Annotated in this window: 26 protein-coding genes; 14 read left to right on the top strand and 12 right to left on the bottom strand. The window is 36.9% G+C overall.

The genetic code is table 11. From position 1 onward, the window contains the following. The first annotated feature begins 10 nt into the window (after nt 1-10). From L2B55_RS07705 to L2B55_RS07640, 14 genes are all read left to right on the top strand, one after another. Nucleotides 11-850 (top strand): DUF3822 family protein, encoded by an 840-nt coding sequence (locus L2B55_RS07705; RefSeq protein ID WP_237849971.1) that lies wholly within the window; start codon nt 11-13, stop codon nt 848-850. After that, nucleotides 841-1392 (top strand): RsmD family RNA methyltransferase, encoded by a 552-nt coding sequence (locus tag L2B55_RS07700; RefSeq protein ID WP_237849970.1) that lies wholly within the window; start codon nt 841-843, stop codon nt 1390-1392. The genes L2B55_RS07705 and L2B55_RS07700 overlap by 10 nt, the downstream gene beginning before the upstream one ends. Before the next feature lie 23 nt (nt 1393-1415). Then, nucleotides 1416-1877, top strand: a complete 462-nt coding sequence (coaD, locus tag L2B55_RS07695) for a pantetheine-phosphate adenylyltransferase (protein ID WP_237849969.1) — start codon at nt 1416-1418, stop codon at nt 1875-1877. Between the two features lie 16 nt (nt 1878-1893). After that, entirely contained in the window at nt 1894-2259 is a 366-nt protein-coding gene (locus tag L2B55_RS07690) for a RidA family protein (protein WP_237849968.1), read from the top strand. A 48-nt stretch (nt 2260-2307) separates the two neighbouring features. Then, nucleotides 2308-3420, top strand: a complete 1113-nt coding sequence (locus L2B55_RS07685; protein WP_237849967.1) for a threonine synthase — start codon at nt 2308-2310, stop codon at nt 3418-3420. Nucleotides 3421-3525: 105 nt separating this feature from the next. Continuing rightward, entirely contained in the window at nt 3526-4128 is a 603-nt protein-coding gene (locus L2B55_RS07680; protein ID WP_237849966.1) for a TetR/AcrR family transcriptional regulator, read from the top strand. Between the two features lie 254 nt (nt 4129-4382). Then, on the top strand, nt 4383-5003 hold the full coding sequence (locus L2B55_RS07675) for a TetR/AcrR family transcriptional regulator (RefSeq protein WP_237849965.1): 621 nt from the start codon (nt 4383-4385) through the stop codon (nt 5001-5003). 11 nt (nt 5004-5014) lie between these two features. Beyond that, complete coding sequence (locus L2B55_RS07670) at nt 5015-5617, top strand: TetR/AcrR family transcriptional regulator (protein ID WP_237849964.1); 603 nt, start codon at nt 5015-5017, stop codon at nt 5615-5617. Between the two features lie 109 nt (nt 5618-5726). Then, nucleotides 5727-7082, top strand: a complete 1356-nt coding sequence (locus L2B55_RS07665; RefSeq protein WP_237849963.1) for a TolC family protein — start codon at nt 5727-5729, stop codon at nt 7080-7082. Between the two features lie 7 nt (nt 7083-7089). After that, a complete protein-coding gene (locus L2B55_RS07660; protein WP_237849962.1) occupies nt 7090-8151 on the top strand; it encodes an efflux RND transporter periplasmic adaptor subunit in 1062 nt (353 codons plus the stop codon). 57 nt (nt 8152-8208) lie between these two features. Then, the gene (locus tag L2B55_RS07655; RefSeq protein WP_237849961.1) at nt 8209-11397 is read left to right on the top strand and encodes an efflux RND transporter permease subunit; all 3189 of its coding nucleotides are present in this window, start codon (nt 8209-8211) and stop codon (nt 11395-11397) included. A 180-nt stretch (nt 11398-11577) separates the two neighbouring features. After that, the gene (locus tag L2B55_RS07650; protein ID WP_237849960.1) at nt 11578-11874 is read left to right on the top strand and encodes a cupin domain-containing protein; all 297 of its coding nucleotides are present in this window, start codon (nt 11578-11580) and stop codon (nt 11872-11874) included. Nucleotides 11875-11947: 73 nt separating this feature from the next. After that, nucleotides 11948-12355: a hypothetical protein gene (locus L2B55_RS07645; RefSeq protein WP_237849959.1), complete on the top strand. Its 408-nt coding sequence runs from the start codon at nt 11948-11950 to the stop codon at nt 12353-12355. Between the two features lie 11 nt (nt 12356-12366). Next, nucleotides 12367-12945 carry a DUF4468 domain-containing protein gene (locus L2B55_RS07640; RefSeq protein ID WP_237849958.1) on the top strand — a complete coding sequence of 193 codons (579 nt, stop codon included), beginning with the start codon at nt 12367-12369 and terminating at the stop codon, nt 12943-12945. Between the two features lie 3 nt (nt 12946-12948). On the opposite strand, the gene L2B55_RS07635 is transcribed toward L2B55_RS07640, so the two are convergent. From L2B55_RS07635 to mce, 12 genes are all read right to left on the bottom strand, one after another. Then, a complete protein-coding gene (locus tag L2B55_RS07635) occupies nt 12949-13710 on the bottom strand; it encodes an MBL fold metallo-hydrolase (RefSeq protein ID WP_237849957.1) in 762 nt (253 codons plus the stop codon). Between the two features lie 28 nt (nt 13711-13738). Next, the gene (locus L2B55_RS07630) at nt 13739-14134 is read right to left on the bottom strand and encodes a hypothetical protein (RefSeq protein WP_338092197.1); all 396 of its coding nucleotides are present in this window, start codon (nt 14132-14134) and stop codon (nt 13739-13741) included. A 73-nt stretch (nt 14135-14207) separates the two neighbouring features. Further along, nucleotides 14208-14861 carry an outer membrane lipoprotein periplasmic chaperone LolA1 gene (gene lolA1 / locus L2B55_RS07625; RefSeq protein WP_237849956.1) on the bottom strand — a complete coding sequence of 218 codons (654 nt, stop codon included), beginning with the start codon at nt 14859-14861 and terminating at the stop codon, nt 14208-14210. Between the two features lie 79 nt (nt 14862-14940). Beyond that, nucleotides 14941-17499: an FtsK/SpoIIIE family DNA translocase gene (locus L2B55_RS07620; protein WP_237849955.1), complete on the bottom strand. Its 2559-nt coding sequence runs from the start codon at nt 17497-17499 to the stop codon at nt 14941-14943. Between the two features lie 229 nt (nt 17500-17728). After that, nucleotides 17729-19093 (bottom strand): UDP-N-acetylmuramate--L-alanine ligase, encoded by a 1365-nt coding sequence (locus L2B55_RS07615; RefSeq protein WP_237849954.1) that lies wholly within the window; start codon nt 19091-19093, stop codon nt 17729-17731. A gap of 70 nt (nt 19094-19163) precedes the next feature. Further along, on the bottom strand, nt 19164-19607 hold the full coding sequence (locus L2B55_RS07610; RefSeq protein WP_237849953.1) for a DinB family protein: 444 nt from the start codon (nt 19605-19607) through the stop codon (nt 19164-19166). A 37-nt stretch (nt 19608-19644) separates the two neighbouring features. Beyond that, the gene (gene prmA, locus L2B55_RS07605; protein WP_237849952.1) at nt 19645-20499 is read right to left on the bottom strand and encodes a 50S ribosomal protein L11 methyltransferase; all 855 of its coding nucleotides are present in this window, start codon (nt 20497-20499) and stop codon (nt 19645-19647) included. 135 nt (nt 20500-20634) lie between these two features. Beyond that, entirely contained in the window at nt 20635-21411 is a 777-nt protein-coding gene (gene tpiA / locus L2B55_RS07600) for a triose-phosphate isomerase (protein WP_237849951.1), read from the bottom strand. A gap of 9 nt (nt 21412-21420) precedes the next feature. Further along, nucleotides 21421-22605: a putative sugar nucleotidyl transferase gene (locus L2B55_RS07595; protein ID WP_237849950.1), complete on the bottom strand. Its 1185-nt coding sequence runs from the start codon at nt 22603-22605 to the stop codon at nt 21421-21423. Between the two features lie 64 nt (nt 22606-22669). Further along, nucleotides 22670-22918 (bottom strand): type B 50S ribosomal protein L31, encoded by a 249-nt coding sequence (locus L2B55_RS07590; protein WP_014679131.1) that lies wholly within the window; start codon nt 22916-22918, stop codon nt 22670-22672. Nucleotides 22919-23013: 95 nt separating this feature from the next. Next, nucleotides 23014-23463 carry a GNAT family N-acetyltransferase gene (locus L2B55_RS07585; protein ID WP_237849949.1) on the bottom strand — a complete coding sequence of 150 codons (450 nt, stop codon included), beginning with the start codon at nt 23461-23463 and terminating at the stop codon, nt 23014-23016. Nucleotides 23464-23465: 2 nt separating this feature from the next. Beyond that, a complete protein-coding gene (mce, locus tag L2B55_RS07580; RefSeq protein ID WP_237849948.1) occupies nt 23466-23864 on the bottom strand; it encodes a methylmalonyl-CoA epimerase in 399 nt (132 codons plus the stop codon). Nucleotides 23865-24013 lie beyond the last annotated feature (149 nt).

The following is a 24013-nucleotide window of genomic DNA, read 5'->3' as shown; positions in this document are numbered from 1 at the left end:
GCCCTAAAATATGCAGCAGAACCTACAGCAATTTAAAATAGCAGATAATTCGTTTAAGTTAAAACATACTTCAAAATATTATTTAACCGTAAAAATTTCAGAAAACGGATTAAGTTATTGTATTTTAGATCCTAATCAGCAGCGCTTTGTGGCGCTTGCCAATTATGACAATATCCCTCTCTCTTCAATTGGAAAATTTATATCAACGGACGAGGTTTTAAGCCAAAAGTTTGCAAAAACAAAGGTTATCGTTCCTTCCAATGAGCATACTTTAATTCCAGTCGATTTATTCGACATTAAGAACCTCAATGAATACACTGCTGTAAATTTCATCAAGCAGGAAGGAAAGTTGATGATTGATCATGTTCCATCATTAGGTGCCAAGCAGATTTACATGCTCCCCCCTTCGGTGCAACAAATCACTGATCAGTATTTTGCAGGTGCAGAAATTTACTATGAAGGCACTCCCTTATTGGAGGGTTTAATCAGACAAAGTAATCATACTGAAAAACAGCTTCTATACATTAACGTAATGCGAAATTACATTCAAGTAGCTGTTTTTAACTATGGGAAGTTACTTTTCTTTAATCACTTTGACTATACTACCAGCGATGAATTTATCTATTTCCCTCAGTTTGTTTGTTCTAAATTAGGGTTTAGTCCGAAGGACCTGAATGTTTTCATGTTGGGAGATATTAAACCTGAAGATTCCAACTATCAGTTAATACATGAACATTTCCGAAAAGTTAATTTCGGAGAATTATCGAACGAACTTTATTTCAGTAAAGCGCTGACTCAAATTCCACAACATCGCTTTTATTCACTTTTCAATATAGAATTATGCGCATAATAGGCGGTAAGTTAAAAGGCATACGACTACAAGCGCCTAAAAACTTACCGGTTAGGCCAACCACTGATATATCAAAAGAATCACTGTTTAATATATTATTCAACAGGTTTGATTTTGATGAAATAACAGCACTTGATCTTTTTGCCGGAACAGGAAACATTTCTTTTGAACTGGCATCCAGAGGCTGCCCTTCGGTCACTTCGGTAGATAAGTTTATGGGCTGCGTGGAGTACATAAAAAAAACAGCGACTCAGCATCAGCTTACAGCCATAAAAACGTACAAAGCTGATGTATTTAAATATTTGGATTTAGAAACAACAAAGTATGATTTGATTTTTGCAGATCCGCCTTACGATATGCCTAATCCTGAACGTATTGCTGCTAAAGTTTTTGAAAAAGGCTTACTAAAAGAAAATGGCTTATTGGTTATTGAACATGCATCATTTATCAATATGCAAAATTTTCCGAATTATGCCTCAGGCAGAAAATATGGTCAATCAACATTTAGTTTTTTTGAAGTTTCAAGTCAGGTTGAAAATTAAATCAACCTAAATTTAACCCAAAAATGAAAATAGCTTTATTTCCAGGCTCATTTGATCCTATTACGATTGCTCATCTTGATATCGTTAAGCGAGCCATGCCTTTATTTGATAAAGTGGTGATCGGTATTGGACTAAACAGTACAAAACCTACTTTCCTTTCGCCTGAAAAACGTCAGGAAATTGTGCATGCAGTTTTCAATGGCGACCCGAAAGTAGAAATTAAAACCTATGAGGGGCTTACCGTTAACTTCTGCAATCAGATTGGTGCTCAATACATGATTCGCGGCATTCGCTCTGTGGCCGACTTTGAATATGAACGGGCAATTGCACAGATTAATGCTGCCATGAAGCCTGAAATTGAAACTATCTTTATTTTAAGTAAGCCGGAATATTCTGCCATAAGCTCAACAATTGTGCGTGATATTTTGCGTAACAAAGGCGATGTCACTCCGTTTGTTCCTAAAGAAGCAATGAAATTTCTATAACCTATAAACAAACCTTATGACACCTATTTCCTCCAACAAAGTGCCTACACCTGCCGGGCACTACAACCAAGGTGTTTTAGCTAATCAATTTGTTTTTATTTCGGGTCAGTTACCTACCGGCTTTCCACCAGAAACACCATTAGCAGAGCAAGTAAAAATTGCACTTGAAAGAGTGCTTGCGATAGCTGAAGCCGGTGGCAGTAGCAAAGAAAAAATTGTAAAAACCACTGTTTACATTGCAGATGTAAACGACTGGCCTGCCGTAAATGCTTCTTACGCAGAGTTCTTTGGAACAGAAAACAAACCTGCACGCAGCATTGTTCCTGTTCCTGCACTACATTATGGTTATAAAATAGAAATTGAAGCTATTGCAGCAATATAAACTGCAGTTAAGTTGTAATTTATCTGCTATTGATTATAATTTGTACGTATGCAATTTATTTGTTCTGTTACCGGCGAACGATACCCTATAAATATTCCAAGACATTGCAGTAATAGCGGTTATCTACTTGATCTTGAATTTGAAGCCAAATTTGATTTAGAAAAAATTAAACAACGTAAACCAAATTTATGGCGTTATAAAGAAGCCTTGCCTATAGCAAATGAAAATGCTATCATCAGTTTCCAGGAAGGTTTTACTCCCCTACTTGAAATTGAGTTCGATGGCCATAAAGCATTAATAAAACAAGAGCAGTTATTCAGTACCGGGTCTTATAAAGATCGAGGAGCTACAGTATTAATGAGTTTGATCAAAGAACTAGGAATTGAGAATGTAATTCAGGATTCCTCGGGAAATGCCGGATGTTCCATTGCTGCCTATGCTGCTAAAGCTGGTATAAACTGCCGTATTTATTTACCAGCAGATACCTCTGAAGCCAAAATCGCCCAAATGCTTATGTATGGGGCCGAAATTGAACGAGTACCAGGAAGTCGTGAAGATACGGCCATAGCAGCACTCAAAGCTGCTGATACCACTTTTTATGCAAGTCATTGCTATAATCCATTCTTTTATCAAGGCACCAAAACTTTTGCATACGAAGTTGTAGAACAATTGGGCTGGAAAGTTCCCGATGCGGTTGTTGTTCCGGCAGGAAACGGCACCCTTTTAATCGGCTGTTATATTGGATTCAATGATTTATTAAAAGCCGGAATAATTAACAGACTACCTAAAATAATTGCTGTTCAGGCAAGCAATTGCTCTCCTCTTTTTCAAGCATTTCAGGAATCCCATGGACAATACAAAGAAGTTTCCACTCAGCCTACTTTAGCCGAAGGAATTTCCATTGCGGCACCTGTAAGAGGAAACCAATTGTTAAGAATGGTTAAAGAAACGAATGGAACCTTTTATTCGGTGAGTGAAGATGAAATAAAAAACGCGCTGTTTTACTGTGGAAAAATGGGTTATTACATTGAACCGACATCCGCTGCCACAATTGCTGGTTTGAGAAAATACCTGGCAGATCAACCAAATGAACTAGTCGTTTCACTTTTTTCTGGCCATGGATTGAAATCGACAGATAAAATATTGAAGCTAATTAGATAATGTGTGGGCTTTACAGGCAGTCCAACAATATGTAATAATGATTTTATGGACTATTAACCATTTATCCTATCTTCGGGCCTGCAAATTGCGTTTACTTTAATTCTAATGGAAAATCAGGATATTAAGAGAGATAAAATTATTGAAGTTGCGACGAAACGTTTCGCTCATTATGGACATTCAAAAACCACAATGAATGAAATTGCGGACGACCTTTCAATGTCAAAAGCTTTACTCTATTATTATTTCCCTGACAAAAGCGCTCTTTATTTTGCTGTTCTGGAGCAGCTTTTTGATGCTCACGCAGCTGAGATCAAAAGAGAGATTGAATATGCTTCTTCAAGTACTGATGCCCTAGGAATTTACTTACGAAAACGCCATGAGTTTATAAAGAAATATTACATTCTGCTTGAGTTTAATAAAAGCTTTAGCAGAGAAGGATTTGCTCAAAAGCGTGCCCAGTTTGCATCAATAAGAGAAAAAGAGAAATCATTTCTAACAAGTATCCTTAACCAGGGAATTAAATCCGGTGAATTTAAAATTACTGATCCGCTACAAACCGAAGAACTTATATTCGACGCCTTGCTAGGACTTCGACTTGTGGTACTTGAATACAATAATTCGCCACAACCTGATGATGAATTATTCAATCTCATTCTTGAAAAGCAACAAATGCTTTCTGAACTCATCATTAAAGGGTTGAAAGGTTAAACCCTATCCAATTCCCGATTTGATAAAACTTCTTGCTTCAATCAACCTAACAGATTTTTTATCTAAATCTCACTAACACGTATTTTGAACTATTTCAATAAGAGACATAACTCTTTTGAAATCAGCATTCCTAAAACTGACTTTCTATCCAAAATAGTCAACAAGTAAAGACTCTGTTACAAATGGAAACATTTTTGTAAACAAAAGTTTCCGTTTGTACTTTTGACCATTGAATTAAAAAAGTCAAATAGTAAATGAGTCAAATAGACGTACACGACGATAAGCAAGACCTTATAGTAGAAGCAGCCTTAAAGCGTTTTGCACACTATGGACCAGCTAAAACAACGATGAATGAGATTGCTGACGATCTTCGTTTATCCAAAGCACTTATTTATTACTATTTCCCCGACAAGGCAAGCTTATTTACGGCAGTGTTGGAAAAAATTTTAGATGATTATTTTCTTGAAATCAGCTGTGAGGCTAACCATGCAAAATCAGTTGAAATTGCATTAATGAACCTTAATGAGGTACGTCACGAGTTTTTCACCAGGTACTTTTTAAACATGGGGCTAAACAGAAACTTTCTTGAAGGCAACAAAAACACTATCGATAAAGTGGTGATAAAAGCAATGAATCGAGAAAAAAACTTTGTTGCCGAATTGTTCGAAAAGGCAAATGCAAGTGGCGAAATGGTTATAAATAAAATTGAAGAAAAGGCAGAACTATACCTCGATTTAATTAAAGGAATACGCTTTAGCTATATCATGCCAGGCTCCTGCACCCCCTTATTAGACAGTGCTACAATGCAAGAAATAAATAAAAAGCACCAATTGCTAACCGAGATTTTCATTAAAGCACACAAGAACTCCAATTAAGCATCCTAAAAATGGTAAAAGAAAAAATTATAAAAACAGCTGAAAAGTTATTTACGGCTTACGGAGTAAAAAGCATCAGCATGGACGATATTTCTGTAAAAGCAGGAGTATCAAAACGTACCATATATGAGCAGTATAAAGACAAGTCATCATTGGTTAGTCAATTGATAAACCAAATTTTGGTGAACTATCAAACTGCATTGGAAAAATGCAAAACTGAAGCCAATGATGCAGTAGCAGAAAACTACATTGCTCTGAAATTCATCGAACAGTTAGCAATGGAAATCAATCCGAGCTTTACGTACGATATCAAAAAATATCATCCTGAGTGCTGGAAAGAGGCTGTATTCTTTCGCAACTACATCCTAAAAAACATGATCAGGGATAATATTGAACGAGGTACTAAGGAAGGATGGTTTAGAGAGCAATTGAATATAGAGGCAATGACTGAACTAAGATTGCTTGAAATTGACACACTTTTCAACCCAGAAAACACAATTATTCAACATAAAAATTTAAAAATAGTTGCCAGGCTTCACACCGAACATTTTATGCGTGGCATTGCAACAACAGAAGGGATAGAATTGATAGAACACTATACAAAAGCTGCATAATATTTCACTATAAAATTCCGGCAATCAATTACAATTAAACCCGCCGGAATAGGCAGTGAACTTAAAATCAATAAAAACTACTTGCTTAAAATTCAAATTGAAATAGTTAATGAAACAATTAATAGGAATAACACTCTTGGTTTTAGGGCTTTCAACTGCTCAGGTTAAGGCACAAAGCACCGACTTAAGTCTTAAGGATTGCCTTAACTATGCTTTAGCTAATAACCAGAAGCTGGCATCGACAAAAATGAACGAAGAAAGCGGACGCTATAAAACCGAAGAAATTCGAGCACAGGCACTTCCGCAAATTAACGCTAACGCCAACTTTACCGACAACATTATCAAACAACAAATGGTGCTGCCTGGAGAATTGGTAGGCAAGCCGGGTACCGTAAAAGCCATTGAAGCGGGAACTACCTACAACGCAAATGCGGGCATTGAACTTAGCCAGCAGTTATTTAACCAACAGGTTTTTACCGGCTTAAGAGCTGCTAAAAAAAGTGAAGAATATTACCAACTCAATACTGCCATGAGCGAAGAAGATGTAATTCAGGGTGTTTCAAAGTTATATTATTCGGTATTGGTTAGCCAGCAAAAAATGGATGTTGTTGAAGCCAATATTAAACGTGTAGAGCAATTGGTAAAAACATCTGCATCACAATATCAAAACGGGTTGGCCAAAAAAATTGACTTGGATAGAATTAAGGTTAATCTAACTAACTTATTAACACAACGTCAGGAACTTACCAATGCCATTACGGTACAATCAAACCAGCTGAAATATGCAATGGGGATGCCTATTGAGCAGCAAGTTTCTTTTCCAAAGCTTGATTCAAAACAGATAGAAAGTCAATCAGCTAATGGTTTAGTATTCGAAAACCTCAATATAAATAATCGCACTGAGTTTAAGTTACTCGACAAACAAAGTGAATTATTAGAGTTGCAAAAGAAAGCTAACATTTCGGAGTACTATCCTACGATTTCTGCTTTTGCCAACTACTCTTATAATGGACTTAGCAACGAGTTTGATTTACATAAATCAGGCGGAAGTGCGACATGGTTTGATATGTCTTCTATCGGTTTAAGGGTAAGAATTCCAATTTTCGATGGATTTGCCCGTCGCTCTAAAATAAACCAAACGAAAGTAAGTATTCGCCAGTTGGATAAAACAAAAGAATACACCAAACTTTCATTTAACATGGCACATGAAAATGCCAAAATTCAACTTAAAAACAGCTTAAACACTATTTCATCACAAAAGGAGAACGTAACGCTTGCTGAAGAAGTGTATAAATCAACCCAAAACAATTATAACCTTGGTTTGGCTGATTTAACAGATTTATTAACTGCTGAAGTATCATTAACAGAGGCTCAGAATAACTATTCTCAAGCATTACTGAATTACAAAATCGCAGAAATTGAATTAATCAAATCAAACGGAAACTTAAGAACGCTTTTAAACTAAGAATAAAATGAACAAGAAATTTTTCATCTACGGAGCTGTAACCATCGGTTCATTTGCATTGATTGGCTGGAAACTTAACTCTAATCAACTAGCTAATGAGGAGAAAACTGCCATTGTACAGCAAGGAGCAGCAGTAATTCCAGTTCAGGCTGAGAAGATAGCCAAAACCACTTTTGCTCGTGACTTTATAGCCAATGGTACCTTTGCACCTATACGCGAGCTAGCATTTGTTTCTGAAAACGCTGGCCGTATTACTTCATTATTGGTTGACGAAGGGTCATTTGTAAGCAAAGGACAGGTAATTGCCCGCATTGATGGTGAAATTTTAAATGCGGATTTACAAGCAGCTCAAACCTCATTGGAGCAACTAAAAAGAGACCGTATTAGATTTGAGAGTGCGCTTCAAACCGGAGGTGTAACTCAAAAGCAATTTGATGATATCAACTTCCAGATTAGACAAGCTGAAAGCCGTTTAACAACTGCTCGCCGCAAAATGACTGATACTCAAATAAAAGCACCAATTTCAGGTATCATCAATAAAAAATACGTTGAATTAGGCTCATACCTCTCACCAGGAACAAAGCTTTTCGACATTGTTGACGTGTCAACTTTAAAGTTAAATGTAAACGTACCTGAATCACAGGTAATCAATTTAAAAGTTAACCAGCAGCTTGACGTTAACTGCAAAGTATTTCCTGATGCAACATATAAAGGAAAAATCACTTTCATAGCTGCCAAAGGAGATAACACGTTGAATTATCCAATAGAAATTGAAGTTACCAACCTAAAAGATCAACAGATAAAAGCCGGTATGTACGGTACGGCAAACTTCAATTTACCTCAAACCACTCCAGGTATTTTAGTTCCTCGTGGAGCTTTTGTAGGAGGTGTTAACAGCAACATGGTTTATGTGGAAGAAAATGGCATTGCCAAACATCGTAAGGCAGTTGCCGGACAAATTATTGGCGATAAAGTAGTAATAGAAAGCGGTCTTAACGAAGGCGAAACTATTATTACCAGCGGTCAGATTAATTTGAGTGAAGGCACAAAAGTAGCCATCCAAAAATAAGTTAACGGTTGCATAATAACCCTTTCACTCATTCAAACATTATTTCATTAAGTATACATGAAAATTACTGAAGTATCTATAAAAAGGCCAACGTTAGTCGTGGTAATATTTACTGTGCTAACATTGATGGGATTACTTAGTTACTTTTCTCTCAATTATGAATTGTTACCTAAGTTCTCCACGCCTACTTTAACTATTTCGACAGTTTATCCGGGTGCTTCCCCAAACGAAGTTGAAAATACCGTAACTAAAAAGGTAGAAGATGCGGTGGCATCAATGGAAAACATCAAAAAGATTACTGCTCGTTCTGTTGAAGGCGTTTCAATTGTAACTGTTGAACTTACCAGTAATGCTGATGCGGATATTGGCTTGCAGGAAGCTCAACGAAAGGTAAATGCTATTCTTGCGGACTTACCTGATGACGCAAAAACGCCTAGCTTGAACAAGTTTTCATTGGATGATTTACCAATTATGACCTTGGCTGCAACTGCTAAAATGGATGGCCCTCAGCTTTACGATTTGATGGACAAACGTATTCAGCCGGCATTATCACGTATTCAGGGTGTAGCTCAGGTAAACCTGATTGGTGGCCAGGAACGTGAAATTCAGGTTAGCATTAACGCTGATCGTTTAAAAGCTTATAACCTTTCAATTTTACAGGTTTCACATGCCGTAAAAGGAGCCAACCTGGATTTCCCTACTGGGAAAATCAAAAACAGTGACAACCAGGTATTGATTCGCTTGGCAGGTAAATTCAAGACGGTAGACCAATTGCGCGAAATGGTAATTTATAACTCGCCAGATGGTTCACAAGTTCGACTGAAAGATATTGCCGATATTCAGGATGCTCAAAAAGATGCTGATAAGCTTGCACGCGTTGACCGCCAGGGAGCTATTGCCATTCAAATACAAAAACAGAGTGATGCCAATGCTGTAAACGTAAGTAAAAACGTAAAAAAGGCCCTAGCAAAAATTGAAAAGGATTATGCAAAACAAAATCTTAAAATCAAAGTAGCTAATGACACCTCTGATTTTACCTTGGAAGCTGCCGACTCGGTTATTCACGACTTAATTTTGGCAATTGTTCTTGTTGCTGTGGTAATGCTGTTATTCTTGCACAGCATCCGTAATGCCCTGATCGTAATGGTGTCGATACCGGCATCACTGGTTGCTACCTTCATAGGCATGAAAATGATGGGCTTCTCCCTCAACCTTATGTCTCTAATGGGCTTATCATTAGTAGTAGGTATTTTAGTTGACGATGCTATTGTGGTATTGGAAAATATCTATCGCCACATGGAGATGGGAAAAAACCGGGTTAAAGCTGCATTTGAAGGAGTTAAAGAAATCGGTTTTACTGTTACTTCCATTACATTGGTAATTGTGGTGGTATTCTTGCCTATTTCATTAACCAATGAACTTGTTTCTAAGATCTTACGTGAATTTTGCGTGGTTGTAATGATTGCTACCATGCTGAGCTTATTCACTTCGTTTACCATTGTACCTTTATTATCATCTCGATTTGGTAAGCTTGAGCACTTAACTAAGCAAACATTATTCGGACGCTTTATTCTTTGGTTCGAAGGGCAATTAAATCAGTTTACTGCTTGGGTAACCAACATCCTAAAATGGGCGCTAAACCACAAACGCATTACTATTGGAGTAGCGGTAGCATTGTTAATTGGTTCGTTTATGCTGCTAAAAAAAGGCTTTATCGGTGGCGAGTTTATTTCACAAGGAGACCGTGGTCAGTTTATTGTTCAATTAGAGCTACCGAAAGATATTTCTGTTGAACAAACCAACAAAATCACCGCAAAAGCCGAGCAATTCATCGCTTCTAAAAAAGAAGTAATGTCGATGATTACCACCGTGGGACAAAGTAGTGAAGACGGCTTTGGCGTCACTCAGTCAACTGCCTACAAGGCTGAGATAACCGTAATTTTGGTGGATGCCAAGCAACGTAAAGATCCATCTGATATTTATGCTGCTAAACTTAAAAATGAGCTCTTATCAAAACTTCCGGGTGTGAAGGTGAAAACTACGCCAATTGGTTTATTGGGTACTGCTAACCGTGCTCCTGTGGAAGTTGTAGTTATGGGAGCCGATTTAGATAGCGTTATGGCTTTTGCCAAAACTTCAATGGCCGAACTGAAAAACATCAAAGGTTCAAAAGATGTCAAATTATCGGTTGAAGAGGGAAATCCGGAAATTAATGTTCAAGTTGACCGCGATAAAATGGCAGCATTGGGATTATCAATGGATGCTGTGGGAGGAACCATGCAAGTGGCCTTTAGCGGCAATACCGATGCTAAATTCAGCCAAGGTGAATACGAATATGACATCAACATTCGTTTTGATGACTTTAACCGTAAAAACATAGAGGATGTAGGTGATATCACCTTTGTTAATAACAAACAACAGCCTATAAAACTGTCGCAATTTGCTAACATTACTGAAGGTTCAGGACCAAGTCGTTTAGAACGCCGTGATAAGAGCACTTCTGTTTCTGTTCAAGGACAAGTAGTTGGCCGCCCTTCTGGTACGGTTGCACAGGAGCTTAAAGCAAAACTTGATGGCATGAAAAAGCCGACTGGTGTAAGCTTTGTTATGGGAGGTGATGCAGAAAACCAGGGGGATTCATTCAGTACCTTAGGAGTAGCATTGTTAATCTCAATTGTTATGGTGTACCTTATCATGGTGGCATTATACGATAGCTATGTATATCCATTTGTAGTAATGTTCTCTATCCCGCTAGCATTAATTGGCGCGCTTTTGGCCTTGGCATTAACCAATAACTCGCTGAATATCTTCTCAATATTGGGTATCATCATGTTGATCGGTTTGGTTGCTAAAAATGCAATCCTTATTGTTGACTTTGCCAATCAGTCTAAAGCAGAAGGAAAAACAACCAACGAGGCACTTATTGAAGCCAACAATGCTCGTTTGCGTCCAATTTTAATGACTACCATTGCCATGGTTATAGGTATGCTTCCTTTAGCTCTTGCTACCGGAGGAACTGCTGCCATTAAAAATGGTTTGGCTTGGGTAATTATTGGCGGTCTGATCAGTTCAATGTTTTTAACGCTAATTGTAGTTCCAGTTGTTTACAAGATCATCGACATGTTCTTGAACAAGTTTGGCTTTAACAAAAACAATAACGATATCATTGAACAGCTTTATGAGGATGAAAGCTCTAAAGCACACCAACATAAACACACCTATGAAGAGGATTTAGTAATTCATTAGAGGTTTTCTTTAGTTTTAAGTGGTTAGTTGGCCCTCGTTCTTATATGGAACGGGGGCTTTTTTTTTGCTCAAACCGCAGAATCAACTCATGAACAAAATATTATAAAAAGGGACTAATAATTGGTAACTTAAGGTTGAATTGCCAGCTTTCTTCTTTTTAATCGATTTAACTCTTTAAAGATGATTATTAAAGATTTACTGCATAAACTGGAAACATCCAGCCATCCAATGGCAGGTGCACTGCATGCGGGTGATCACTTTAGAGTGTTGGTTCTTACTTTTAAAAAGGGAATGACACTAAAAGAGCACAAAACGCATTTGCCAAGCAGATTAACTGTTATTAATGGTAAAGTAGTGTACAAGGAAGATGATAAGAATATAGAACTTTCCAGGTATGACCATACAGATATTCCAACTGAAATATTGCATTCTGTAGAAGCCTTAGAAGACTCTGTATGCTTTTTAACTCAGGGATAATTATTTGCTATCATCCGCTTACCTATTCGTTGTTTCATTAAAATAATTATTTTAGAAGCTTCAACCAAAATCAATGAAACTTACTAAAATAATTGTTCCACTAATTCTGCTCAACGGAACTTTCTTGCTTTTCGCTTTTAACAAAGGCCGTCAACAAGCCACAAACATTAGTGGTTTATGGGCTGATTCAAACTCTGTAAATTTTCAGCATTGCTACGTAATATTTTCTCAGGAGGCAAACAAAATAAAAGTAGCCCACTATTTGGAGTTTAAGGGTACACCAATGGTTGAAGTTGGAGAAGGGATAATAAATGGCAATAAAGTAACTTACAAAGTTAAGGTTACACAAGCTATCCCCGGATGGGCTCTTTCCGGTGAACACATTTTAGAACTAACTCCGGATGGAAAAACCTTAAGAGGTATTTACAAAGATGAGCAGGGCAACACGGGCCCATTGGTTTTTAAGAAAACAAAACCCTAGATTTTTGAAAAATGACTACTCGATCAATTTACCTATTCGTTTTTTATCTTTTTATTTCTATCCAATCTAGTGGTCAGTCAATTGAGTTTCCACTAATAAACAAAAGAATTACCTATACGGATACTGTTTTTGTCAATAACACTTCTAAAGACACACTATACGTACGGGCGAAACAATGGATACTTAAGAATTTCCCCACTCAAAACACCCCCCTTAATGCCAGCAACAAAACTGATAGTTTAATCCATGCAAAGGGGACTTTGGATTTCAATATGATGGATCTGAATAATTTGAATAGAATAGTGTATGATTACAACATTTACGTTAAGATTTACGACAATGCTTATATTTATAAAATTGAGGATTTTAAAGGAAAGTTATACGAGAAATCACAGTACACTTCAAATTCAGCAGCTAAAGTAAGTATTGATGAAGATTATGCAGCTTACTTAAAAAATAAACGGAATACCGAATTTACACGCAGGGTAAAATATTTCTATAAAATTATTAGCAAACAACTTAACTCATTTAACACTTCAATGAGTCTTGAGAATGCGGGAGAATACCCCAGAGGGCCACACTTGGAATAACAACTACATGTTTATTACCATATTATCATAGGCCAGATCTACTCCCGAAGGCAATTCAGTTTCCACATCAGCATGTTTACCTAGTCGATGGCTGATATGGGTAAAATAGGTTTGCTCTGCTCCTATTTCTACAGCCAAAGCAACTGCCTCATCCAAAGTCAAATGTGAAACGTGGCTTTCTCGCTGCAATGCATTTAAAACCAAGACCTTTGTTCCTCTTATCTTTTCCTTTTCCTCATCCTTAATAGTTTTCATATCAGTGATGTAGGTAAAATCACCTATACGAAACCCAAAGACCGGCAATTTATAATGCATTACCTCAATAGGAATAAACTCCATACCATGTACATTAAATGACTTGTTGCCAATTTCTATCAAATTGATTTTGGGGATACCAGGATACTTTATTGATGCAAATACATAGGCAAATTCTCTTATTACAGCTTCTTGCACCCGAGGGGCTGCAAAAACATCCATTTCTCGGTCATGCTTGAAATTAAACGCACGCACATCATCAAGTCCGGCAATATGATCCTTATGCTCATGCGTAAACACAATAGCATCCAGCTTTTTTACCCCTGCCCGAAGCATTTGATATCGAAAGTCGGGACCACAGTCAATGACCACCGTTGAACCATTCCATTCAATTAAGACAGAAGATCGTAATCGGGTATCACGAGGATCAGCCGATGTACATACGTGGCAATCACACGCTATAACAGGTACTCCCTGTGATGTTCCGGTTCCGAGAAAGGTTATTTTCATTGCTTAGTTAAAGAACTTTGGATTTCTATTATTCAAGCTCTAATCTAATTTGTTTCAAACTCAAATAAAATGCCTTTTGTTTTTCATCCAACAAACTTTCATCAGCTTTAATTTGCTTTACAATTTCTACCAAGGCATTTATTTTTTGTTCGAGGGTGATGAATTTATTTACCACCACCACTTTGGTCGATTGGAGTAAACAAGCTCCCGACTTAAAGTTTCCTTTTTCGTAACGTACTTTATATTCCAAATCACGAAGCAATGTTTCTAGTTTCTCTAATGTATGATTAGTAATGGAAAGCATTAATTTGAAATAATTGAGGTAATGAATATTTGATAAACGATTAAGATTTTCATAAATCAACTTTACTAACAAATTCTTTAACTGAATACCAATAGCAACAATTAAAATACATATTTTCATAGTAGAGTAAATTTAAAATCCCAAACACTAAAATAGCATTTGGGATTTAATAAAAGTAACATTGAGAAGGTTGTTATCTCAAATCAACCACTTCAACTCCAGGGAATTTCTTTTTATCAAATGCAAAGAACGTATCATCAACCTTTGGATTTTGGACAAAGGTCTTCACTTTGTATGTATAACGGTTGCCATTTTTATCAAAAATCTTAATCTGCTTTAATTGCTTCAATTTCTTATCAACAGAAAGTTCAATCTTTGAGAACTGCTTGGTCGACAATGGCACAAGGTCAATTAATTGAACAATCGAAGCTCCATCTTTCTTCTCTCCTTTTAAAAGGTATTTAAATCCCTTTTCATAAATAGTGAAAATCTGTGCAGGATTAAGGCCTTCACCATTTTTCTCCAAATTATTTATCTGAATTTCCTTAGCATCTTTCAGGTAAGTGTATGAAAGTTTGCCGTCACTAAATAATTCAGTTCCACCTAAAATCACCTTGTACTTATTCGTTTTTTGTTTAATATACAAAGTACCATTCTGCGTTTCATTGATTTTTTCAGAAGGATTTTCGAGCGTGTAAGAAAAGTCTGTTTTAATACCATCTAGAGAACGATATTTAGCACTTACGCCTGTCAAAATATCTTTTGCTTGTTTTTCCGCCGGCGACTGGGCAAAACCTGCAGCCGAAACCACCATCACCAAAGCCGAGATTAAAAATGATTTTTTCATTCCGTTTATTGATTCTTATAATTTATAGACTTATCACAAGTCGTTTTGTTTAAAGCGAATGCAAATCTAAGGATAATAACTATTTTCCGTTTAAAGTATTGAGGTATTGTTCTAACGAATATTCATCCGGATATAGTACTTCGCGAGCTTTACTTCCTTCAAAAGGACCAACAATTCCAGCGGCTTCAAGTTGGTCAATAATACGACCGGCCCTGTTATAACCTAATTTTAATTTACGCTGAATTAATGAAGTAGATCCCTGCTGATGAATCACCACTAAACGTGCGGCGTCTTCAAACAATGCATCTCGATCACTCGGATCAAAATCCTTAACAGCACCTTCTCCATCTTCTCCTACGTATTCAGGCAATTCATATGCGCTTGTATACCCTCTTTGTGAGCCAATGTATTCACAAATTTTCTCCACTTCCGGAGTGTCCAAAAACGCACATTGAAGACGAATTAAGTCCGCTCCTGTAGAAAACAACATATCTCCCCTACCTATTAACTGGTCAGCACCTCCGGCATCCAGAATGGTGCGGGAGTCAATTTTAGCCGTAACCCTAAATGCCAGACGCGCAGGGAAGTTTGCCTTGATAATACCTGTAATTACGTTTACCGACGGTCGTTGTGTTGCAATAACCAAGTGAATACCAATAGCACGAGCCAACTGAGCCAAACGGGCAATCGGAGTTTCCACTTCCTTACCGGCAGTCATAATCAAATCGGCAAACTCATCGATCACCAAAACTATGTAAGGTAAATAACGATGTCCGTTTTCTGGATTTAATCTTCTGGAAATAAACTTCTGGTTATATTCCTTCAGGTTACGAACCCCGGCATCTTTCAAAAGCTCGTAGCGGTTATCCATCTCAATACACAACGAATTGAGAGTGTAAACCACTTTTTTGGTATCTGTAATAATTGCATCCCCTTCACCAGGAAGCTTCGCTAGAAAATGACGTTCAATCTTTTTATAAAGCGTTAATTCTACTTTTTTCGGATCGACAAATACAAACTTTAGCTGCGAAGGATGCTTTTTATAAAGTAATGATGAAATAAGTGCATTGATCCCTACGGACTTACCTTGTCCGGTGGCTCCAGCCATCAACAAGTGAGGCATTTTCGCCAGGTCTGCTACAAACACTTCATTTGAAATTGTTTTACCCAAGGCCACTGGCAAATCCATTGTAGTAGTCTGAAACTTCTCTGTTGCCATGATTGAACGCATAGACACCAATTCAGGGTGCTGATTAGGCACTTCAATACCGATTGTTCCTTTACCCGGAATTGGAGCAATAATACGAATACCCAAGGCTGCCAAACTTAATGCAATATCATCCTCTAGATTTTTGATCTTAGAAATACGAACGCCTGGCGCAGGAATAATCTCATACAGAGTAACGGTTGGACCAATGGTGGCTTTGATTTTTTCAATTTCAATGCCGTAATGACCCAATGTATCTACAATTTTATTTTTGTTCGCTTCCAGCTCCTGCTGATCTACATGAATTTTATTTGAACCATGATTATCCAACAAATCAATAGATGGGTATTTGTAAGAAGCTAAATCAAGTGTTGGATCAAATTCGCCATGTTGTTGCACCAAGTCGTTAGCCAATTTCTCCTCTTCTGTTTGCTCAATACTTAACTCCAGTTCTTCCGTTGGAGGTGAGGCAATTGGCAGTGCCTCTTCTGGTTGTTGAACCGGAGGAAAGTCAACTTCCATCAACTGTTCAGGTTCTTCTATAACCAACTCATCTATAAGCTCTGTATCTGGCAAATCATGATCAAATTCTATGGTTTTAACCTCTGGCACTAATTCTTCCTCTAAATAAGCAAGATTAGGTTTTATTGCTCCTTTGGCTGATGAATATTCGCGACGTGGAGTGAACTCGATTTCCTGGTCATCAACATTGTCCTCAAACCTGTTTCGTCGAGGCAGATCAGGCTCCGCTTCAACTTCGGGTTTCTTTTTAGGAGAAAAGTCCGGGTTGAACGCAATAATAACAAATACCAGAGCCGCAAAGATTATAATTCCTAAAATACCTGTTTTTCCTAAAGTGGCACCCAGCCAAACATTAAGCTGATACCCGAATACTCCCTCCAGAAAATGTGGAACAGGGCTGAAAAAGCTATTTAAATAACCTGCAAGGAGCGATAGAAAAACCAAAAAGAAGAATGAATAACCCAGCGCTTTTGCAATGGGGAAAACCGTCACTTTAAACAATAAACGGTAGCCCAGAATAAAAAACACAAAAACAAAGATAAACGATGCTACCCCAAACCATTTATAAATGAATTGATGTGCAATCATTGCTCCCCAAAGTCCCATCCAATTTTCAACCGGATTTTCTTGCGGAGAAAATATTTTGCTCCAAGTCATTTTCATTACCACACTTTGGTCTTCATCCCAAGTTAAAACATAAGATGTAAATGCAACCAAAACATACACTGACATGATGAGTAAAAACAAGCCAATAATTTTCACTGCTTTCGGATTAACTTCCGGCACACTGAAAAACGGCTTCTTTTCCTCATCTTGCTTAGAGGGATATTTGATTTTGACTTTGGGGCTAATTTTCTCTGCCTGAGGTTCTTTTACTTCGTTTCTAAAACGGTTAGTACGTTCTTGCATTTAAAAAAAATATCTTTCAAAGATAACGAGCCGTAATAAAGTAGCAAATAGATTATCTACTTATATATCATGACCTACAAATAAGTTACTTCCTACTCTAACCGGATTCAGCGCCTGGAAACTTTCAGCGAATAGACACCTTCATTGGCTACATAATATTACTGAAACCATTTTTTTCAGAAAAAAAGCACTGCCAAAATTTGACAGTGCTCAATAAAGATTATTGAAATTACTTTTTCAGCAAGTGAGCTGCCAGATCCTTAAAGTCAATCCCATCAAAGTTGCCTGAACTCATTAACAAGAGGTTGGCATTGTCCCAAGTCTGTGCTAATAAATACTGTTCTAATTCTTGCGAATTGGTAAACACCTTAATATTATCAGAGTTAAATGCCTGTTTAACTTGCTCTTCTGTAATTGGATCCAATTTTTTATGCTCAATTGTGTGATGGTTGAAGTACACCAAAGCTTCGTCTGCTGTAGCCATAGCTCCATCATACTCATTCAAAAAGCTCTTATTCAAACTGCTAAAAGTATGCAGTTCCATAGCAGCAATTAGTCGTCTCTGGGGGAATTGCGCTTTCATTGCAGCAGTTGTGGCTTTCAATTTTGATGGCGAATGAGCAAAGTCTTTGTAAACAACAGTTTTCTCATTACCATCAACAAACTCCAAACGTTTGGCTGCTCCTTTAAAACTTGAAATCGCTTTATAAAAATCTGCGTTACTTACTCCTAATTGATTGCAAATTAAACGGGCACCATTCAAATTCATCAAGTTATGCTCCCCAAAAACTTCAAGCTTAAGCTCCCCATTTTCCGTCAACAGCGTAGTGATTCCGTTTTCAACTTTAAATTCAGGAAGGCCATATCCTTGAGTTTTAAATATCGGATGTGAATAGTTTTCTACTAGTTTTTTTAATTCCGGGTCCAACTCGCAATATGCAAGAAAACCATTTGGTTGAATGGTATCTAAAAAGATTTTGAATTGTTCAACATAATTAGCAAATGTTGGAAAAACGTTAATATGATCCCAAGCAATACCACTCAGAATTGCCAAATTGGCTTTATAAAGGTGAAATTTTGGTCGGCGATCAATTGGAGAAGATAAGTACTCATCGCCTTCAATAATCATCACCGGAGCTTTTTCCGTAATTCGCACCATGGTATCAAATCCAGCCAGCTGCGCTCCAACCAAATAATCGCAATCAATATTATTTTGATGCAACACATGTAAAATCATAGCTGTTATGGTAGTTTTACCATGACTACCGCCAATTACTACACGGGTTTTGTTTTTTGATTGTTCATAAATGTATTCAGGGTAGGAATATATTTTCAATCCCAGTTCTTTTGCCTTAATCAGCTCCGGATTTTCTGCACGTGCATGCATCCCTAAAATAATTGCGTCTAAATCAGCATGTATATTATCTGGATTCCAGCCAATTGAATCAGGCAATAAACCATGTGCGGCCAAGCGCGACTTGGATGGTTCAAAAACCTCATCGTCCGAACCGGTAACTTTATATCCTTTCTTATGTAATGCAATAGCCAGATTGTGCATAGCACTACCGCCTATTGAAATAAAATGTACGTTCATGTTTTTTGCCGGAATTGTGATTTGCGAGCGAAATTCGCATTTATTTATTCAAAATCAAGAGAGCGGTAGATTAATTATCTAATAATCTACGGTGATAATTTACTTGACCTAGATGATAAGACAAATGCGTTACCAGGTGTACCAAAAAGTATTCTGTTGTCATTGGTTCTCCAAAAACTTCTATAGGATACTTTTCTTTCAGCTGTTCAGGACTAACTTTTGCCAATACAGAGTCAATCATCATAATTGTTTCATTAATCATCGTAATTAGCTCACTTTTTGAAACATTCTTAAGTGAAAACTCTAAGTCCCTATTGCGTACATAACCAGTATTCCCAAGCACATGACCAATGAAATGGTTCAGATTTCCCACCAGATGCAAACACAAATTACCACCAGAGTTAGAAATAACAGGTTCAACCCTCCACAAATTTTCGTCAATGTTATACTGTTCTACTTCAGCGCTCAATTTCTCTAAGTCTCTTTTGAGAAACAGTTTTACAAATTGGACCATTGCAAGAATTTATTCTAATGTAAGTAACTAACAGAAACTATTTAACAAACTTGGCGGCAACCCAATTATTACGGGTATAATGATTGATGTATTTCAAATCGTATTTAGCTGCTTCTTCTTGAATAATAGCCAGATCAGGCGTTTCGTAAAAGCCACTCATGATCAGCTCTCCTTCATCAACCAACATGTCTGCATAATGTGCCATGTGTTGAATCAAAATATTACGGTTAATATTGGCTAATATCAGTTCAAAACCGGTATCATTTACATCACCAATATCTCCCAGACCCGTTTCAATATTATCAATATCATTTAGTTGTGCATTTTCAACTGTACTTGATACGCAAACCGGGTCAATATCTACAGCCAGCAATTCTTCGGCTCCAAGCTTAGAAGCCAATATAGCCAATATTCCTGAGCCACAACCCATGTCAAGCACTTTTTTCCCTTCCACTTCAGTTTGAAGCAACCATTCCGACATTAAATAGGTAGTCTCATGGTGACCAGTACCGAAAGCCATCTTAGGGTCGATAACTATTTCCAATGGAAACTCATTACTTCGCTCAGGATGAAATGTTGCCCTGATGTGTAATTTATCAGCCACAGTAACTGGTTCAAAATTGCTTTCCCACACTTCATTCCAGTTCCTGTGTGGAATAATACTTTTGAGATAAGAAAACTTGAATTGATCTTTATAAGGTAGAAGTTGACTATCTAAAGCAGTTTCATCAAACTTATCCGCCTGAATGTATGCTTTAAACCCTTTAGAGGTATCTTCAAATGTATCAAAACCGATCTCTGATAATTCGCCAATTAATACATCCTTAACAAAACCTTCAGGGTCATCAACTAAAAAAACTAATTCGAGGTAATTCATGGATACTGAGAGCATCTATTTAAATTCTATGATTGGTTAAACTCTTATGGCCAGCAAGATATTTAACTTACCGCTATTATAAAAATAAAAATCACTGATTTGTTTCTAAATTATTTATAACAAATCAGTGATTAATTAAAAGCAGTATAATTATGCGTTAAAAGTTTTTATAATATCGGTAAAATCACGTGATTTAAGTGAAGCCCCACCAATTAAACCGCCATCAATATCGGTTTGAGAGAACAAAGCAGAGGCATTTGAAGGATTAGCACTTCCTCCATACAAAATGCTCATTGACTCTGCGGTTTCCTCATCGTATCCTTCTGCAATTAACTGACGGATGTATGCATGAACTTCTTGAGCCTGCTCAGGGGTTGCAGTTAAGCCTGTACCTATTGCCCATACCGGTTCATATGCAATTACTACTGTTCTAAACACTGATTTGATCAAATGGAACAAACCCTCTTTTAATTGCCCTTTTATAACCTCGAAGTGAATACCTTTTTCTCGTTCACTCAGGGTTTCTCCTATGCAAAAAATCGGAATTAACTCATGTGTTAAAGCTAAGTCAACTTTTTTAGCTAGTTGAGCGTTGGTTTCTGCAAAGTATTGACGACGCTCTGAATGTCCTAAAATTACATAATCAGCACCTATTGATTTTAACATTCTGGCAGAAACTTCGCCAGTATAGGCCCCAGATTCTTCCCAGCTACAATTTTGAGCAGCTAGTTTAACTTTATCATGAACTTCAGACCCACTTTTCCATTGATCTAAAGCATAAATATTAGTAAAAGGAACTGCAACAATAATTACAGCGTCATTATTTACTTCATCAGTAACCATATTAGCCACTTCAGAAATTAATTTTAACGATTCTTTTAAATCGTTATTCATTTTCCAGTTTCCAGCAACAATTTTCTGTCTCATTATTTATAATTAGGATAGTTTGTGTGTTCTTGTTGTATCAAAAACGTGTTCAAGTATACGTCTTTCTGTGTCATTAAACTCGTTTTTTTTTGTTTTCATCATTGAAGAAGCCGTATTGCAAAATTTCGTAAAATCAAACTCTGCAATCTGCTCGTTTTGCACCCAGCTAAAATCAGCCACAAATTTAGAAGGAAAGCCATTGCATGCAATATTACAACCAACTCCAACTACTGTTCCGGTATTAAAAGCCGTATTGATTGCGGTTTTAACATGGTCGGCCATAACTACTCCATATTTTTGCAAACCCGTATCATTGAACTTTGCTTCAGCATAATTCCACACTTTAACCGTACTAAAATTGTTCTTTAAGTTGGAATTATTGGTATCTGCCCCCAAATTACACCACTCGCCAATTACTGAATCTCCCAAATAACCCTCATGGCCTTTATTTGAATTGCCAAAGAAAACGCAGTTCTTTACCTCCCCCCCAACAACTGTATTGGGACCCAGAGTTGTTGCGCCATAAATCTTAGACCCCATTTTAACCACAGCACCTTCACATGCCGCAAAAGGCCCTCTAATCATAGCACCTTCCATTATTTCAACGTCCTTACCTATATATACAGGTCCTGTCTCAGAATTTATTAACGCGAAGTTAATTTTGGCTCCTTCTTCAACAAAAATGTTTCGACCTAATAATTGTGATCCTATAGGTAAGGTTTGAGAAACTTTAGATGCAAACAGATTAAAATCGTTCGCAATTTCTTGGGCATTAAACTGGAAAATAGAAGCCGGCGAAACAATCTGTTGTATTTTAAATTGAATAGGTTGTGCCTTTGATACAAAGTTTTCAGGATCGAACAGAGAGGTTTCTTCCTTGGATAAATTTACAGCAAGTAAAGTATCTCCATTTTTTAAGGCTTCACCCTCTTGTAAGTCCCTAATTACTGACACCAAATTATCATCAGGTAAAATAGCTGCATTGATAAGAATATTTCTTTCAGCTATTACTGACGGAAATTTTTCCTGTAAATATGATTCAGTAAGATAAGATGGCTTTGAGTTTAAACTATAGGCCCATTTTTCAATAATGGTTAATATTCCAACTCGAATGTCAGCTATTGGGCGGGTAAATGTAAGTGGTAAAAGTTGCCGACGAACGCCAGGATCATCAAACAAAAGATAGTTTCTCATTATTCAAAAATAAAAAAAGTCTGTTGATCTTCTCAACAGACTTTTAATATCAGGTAAACCTAGCTTATTTTTTAGCGTAACGGTTTTTGAATTTATCAATACGACCTGCAGTATCTACTAACTTCATCTTGCCAGTATAGAACGGGTGAGATTTATCAGAGATCTCCAATTTAACTAAAGGATATTCGTTACCATCTTCCCAAACGATAGTATCACGAGTATCAACAGTTGATTTAGTAAGGAATGCATAGTCACATGACATATCCTTAAACACTACCAATCTATAATTTTTTGGGTGGATATCAGCTTTCATCTTCGCAATAATTTTATTGAGGCGCAAATATAAGAATCCCCTCTCAGATGTGCAAATTAAAATAAGAAATTAAGCATATATTTTTTGAACCGAAATTACCTACGCATGTGCACATGTTTAATTCCATCTTCTAGATAAATTTCGTCAAATTCTTTAAAACCAAAACGCTGATAAAATTTTAACAAGTAATATTGGGCTCCAATTGTAAGCTCTCTGAAGCCTAATTCATCAGCAACATCTATTGACTTTTGCATTAATTGCTGACCAAAACCATTCTTTCTAAAGCGTGGAGAAGTAACAACCCTACCAATAGATGCCGTTTGAAAAGCTATACCTGGTGGCACAATACGTGAATAGGCGACCAAATTCTTATCAACCCATCCCAATAAATGTAAGCAATCAGGGTCTTTGCCATCAGCATCCAGAAACGGACAGTTTTGTTCAACAACAAAAACTTCTTCTCTTAACTGCATAATAGCATACAATTCGTTTACCAGCAGCTCATCAAAAGGCTTTATAACCCAATTAACTACTCCTTCGTTCATAACTATACACTTTGACAAAGTTCAACCAAAACCCCATTAGTGGATTTGGGATGAAGGAAACATATTATTTTATTGTCAGCTCCTTTTTTAGGCTGATCAGCAATAAATTGAAACCCTTCATTTTTCAGACGTTCAATTTCGGCAACTATATTTTCAACTTCAAAAGCAATATGATGAATCCCCTCTCCTCTTTTCTCTATGAACTTGGCAATGGGACTGTCATTTGATTCGGCAACCAATAACTCAACCTTACTTTCACCAATCTCAAAAAACTCAGTTGTTACACTTTCTGATTCAACTGTTTCTGTTTTATAGCTTGGTTTGCCTAACAATTTCTCAAAAACGGCTGATGATGACTCAAGATTTTTAACCGCAATACCAATATGGTCGATTCTCAACATAAAGTTTAAATTATTGATTCAGCAAAAGTACAATATTGACAACTTGGTTAAGAATATTAGCAAAACATACTTGCCGGCAAAACCATTTTGAAAGAGTTGTGTTTAATCTCTACAACGTTTCTCAGGCCTTATCTTATTGATAAAATTTA

Source organism: Solitalea lacus, assembly GCF_022014595.1.
Classification (GTDB): Bacteria; Bacteroidota; Bacteroidia; order Sphingobacteriales; family Sphingobacteriaceae; genus Solitalea; species Solitalea lacus.
The sequence above is the reverse complement of the archived record's forward strand: the minus strand, read 5'-3'. Positions and strand labels throughout refer to the sequence as shown.

Coding starts and splice junctions, on each gene's coding strand:
- L2B55_RS07705 (WP_237849971.1), top strand. CDS start 11: ATGCAGCAGAACCTACAGCAATTTAAAATAGCAGATAATTCGTTTAAG.
- L2B55_RS07700 (WP_237849970.1), top strand. CDS start 841: ATGCGCATAATAGGCGGTAAGTTAAAAGGCATACGACTACAAGCGCCT.
- coaD (WP_237849969.1), top strand. CDS start 1,416: ATGAAAATAGCTTTATTTCCAGGCTCATTTGATCCTATTACGATTGCT.
- L2B55_RS07690 (WP_237849968.1), top strand. CDS start 1,894: ATGACACCTATTTCCTCCAACAAAGTGCCTACACCTGCCGGGCACTAC.
- L2B55_RS07685 (WP_237849967.1), top strand. CDS start 2,308: ATGCAATTTATTTGTTCTGTTACCGGCGAACGATACCCTATAAATATT.
- L2B55_RS07680 (WP_237849966.1), top strand. CDS start 3,526: ATGGAAAATCAGGATATTAAGAGAGATAAAATTATTGAAGTTGCGACG.
- L2B55_RS07675 (WP_237849965.1), top strand. CDS start 4,383: ATGAGTCAAATAGACGTACACGACGATAAGCAAGACCTTATAGTAGAA.
- L2B55_RS07670 (WP_237849964.1), top strand. CDS start 5,015: ATGGTAAAAGAAAAAATTATAAAAACAGCTGAAAAGTTATTTACGGCT.
- L2B55_RS07665 (WP_237849963.1), top strand. CDS start 5,727: ATGAAACAATTAATAGGAATAACACTCTTGGTTTTAGGGCTTTCAACT.
- L2B55_RS07660 (WP_237849962.1), top strand. CDS start 7,090: ATGAACAAGAAATTTTTCATCTACGGAGCTGTAACCATCGGTTCATTT.
- L2B55_RS07655 (WP_237849961.1), top strand. CDS start 8,209: ATGAAAATTACTGAAGTATCTATAAAAAGGCCAACGTTAGTCGTGGTA.
- L2B55_RS07650 (WP_237849960.1), top strand. CDS start 11,578: ATGATTATTAAAGATTTACTGCATAAACTGGAAACATCCAGCCATCCA.
- L2B55_RS07645 (WP_237849959.1), top strand. CDS start 11,948: ATGAAACTTACTAAAATAATTGTTCCACTAATTCTGCTCAACGGAACT.
- L2B55_RS07640 (WP_237849958.1), top strand. CDS start 12,367: ATGACTACTCGATCAATTTACCTATTCGTTTTTTATCTTTTTATTTCT.
- L2B55_RS07635 (WP_237849957.1), bottom strand. CDS start 13,710: ATGAAAATAACCTTTCTCGGAACCGGAACATCACAGGGAGTACCTGTT.
- L2B55_RS07630 (WP_338092197.1), bottom strand. CDS start 14,134: ATGAAAATATGTATTTTAATTGTTGCTATTGGTATTCAGTTAAAGAAT.
- lolA1 (WP_237849956.1), bottom strand. CDS start 14,861: ATGAAAAAATCATTTTTAATCTCGGCTTTGGTGATGGTGGTTTCGGCT.
- L2B55_RS07620 (WP_237849955.1), bottom strand. CDS start 17,499: ATGCAAGAACGTACTAACCGTTTTAGAAACGAAGTAAAAGAACCTCAG.
- L2B55_RS07615 (WP_237849954.1), bottom strand. CDS start 19,093: ATGAACGTACATTTTATTTCAATAGGCGGTAGTGCTATGCACAATCTG.
- L2B55_RS07610 (WP_237849953.1), bottom strand. CDS start 19,607: ATGGTCCAATTTGTAAAACTGTTTCTCAAAAGAGACTTAGAGAAATTG.
- prmA (WP_237849952.1), bottom strand. CDS start 20,499: ATGCTCTCAGTATCCATGAATTACCTCGAATTAGTTTTTTTAGTTGAT.
- tpiA (WP_237849951.1), bottom strand. CDS start 21,411: ATGAGACAGAAAATTGTTGCTGGAAACTGGAAAATGAATAACGATTTA.
- L2B55_RS07595 (WP_237849950.1), bottom strand. CDS start 22,605: ATGAGAAACTATCTTTTGTTTGATGATCCTGGCGTTCGTCGGCAACTT.
- L2B55_RS07590 (WP_014679131.1), bottom strand. CDS start 22,918: ATGAAAGCTGATATCCACCCAAAAAATTATAGATTGGTAGTGTTTAAG.
- L2B55_RS07585 (WP_237849949.1), bottom strand. CDS start 23,463: ATGAACGAAGGAGTAGTTAATTGGGTTATAAAGCCTTTTGATGAGCTG.
- mce (WP_237849948.1), bottom strand. CDS start 23,864: ATGTTGAGAATCGACCATATTGGTATTGCGGTTAAAAATCTTGAGTCA.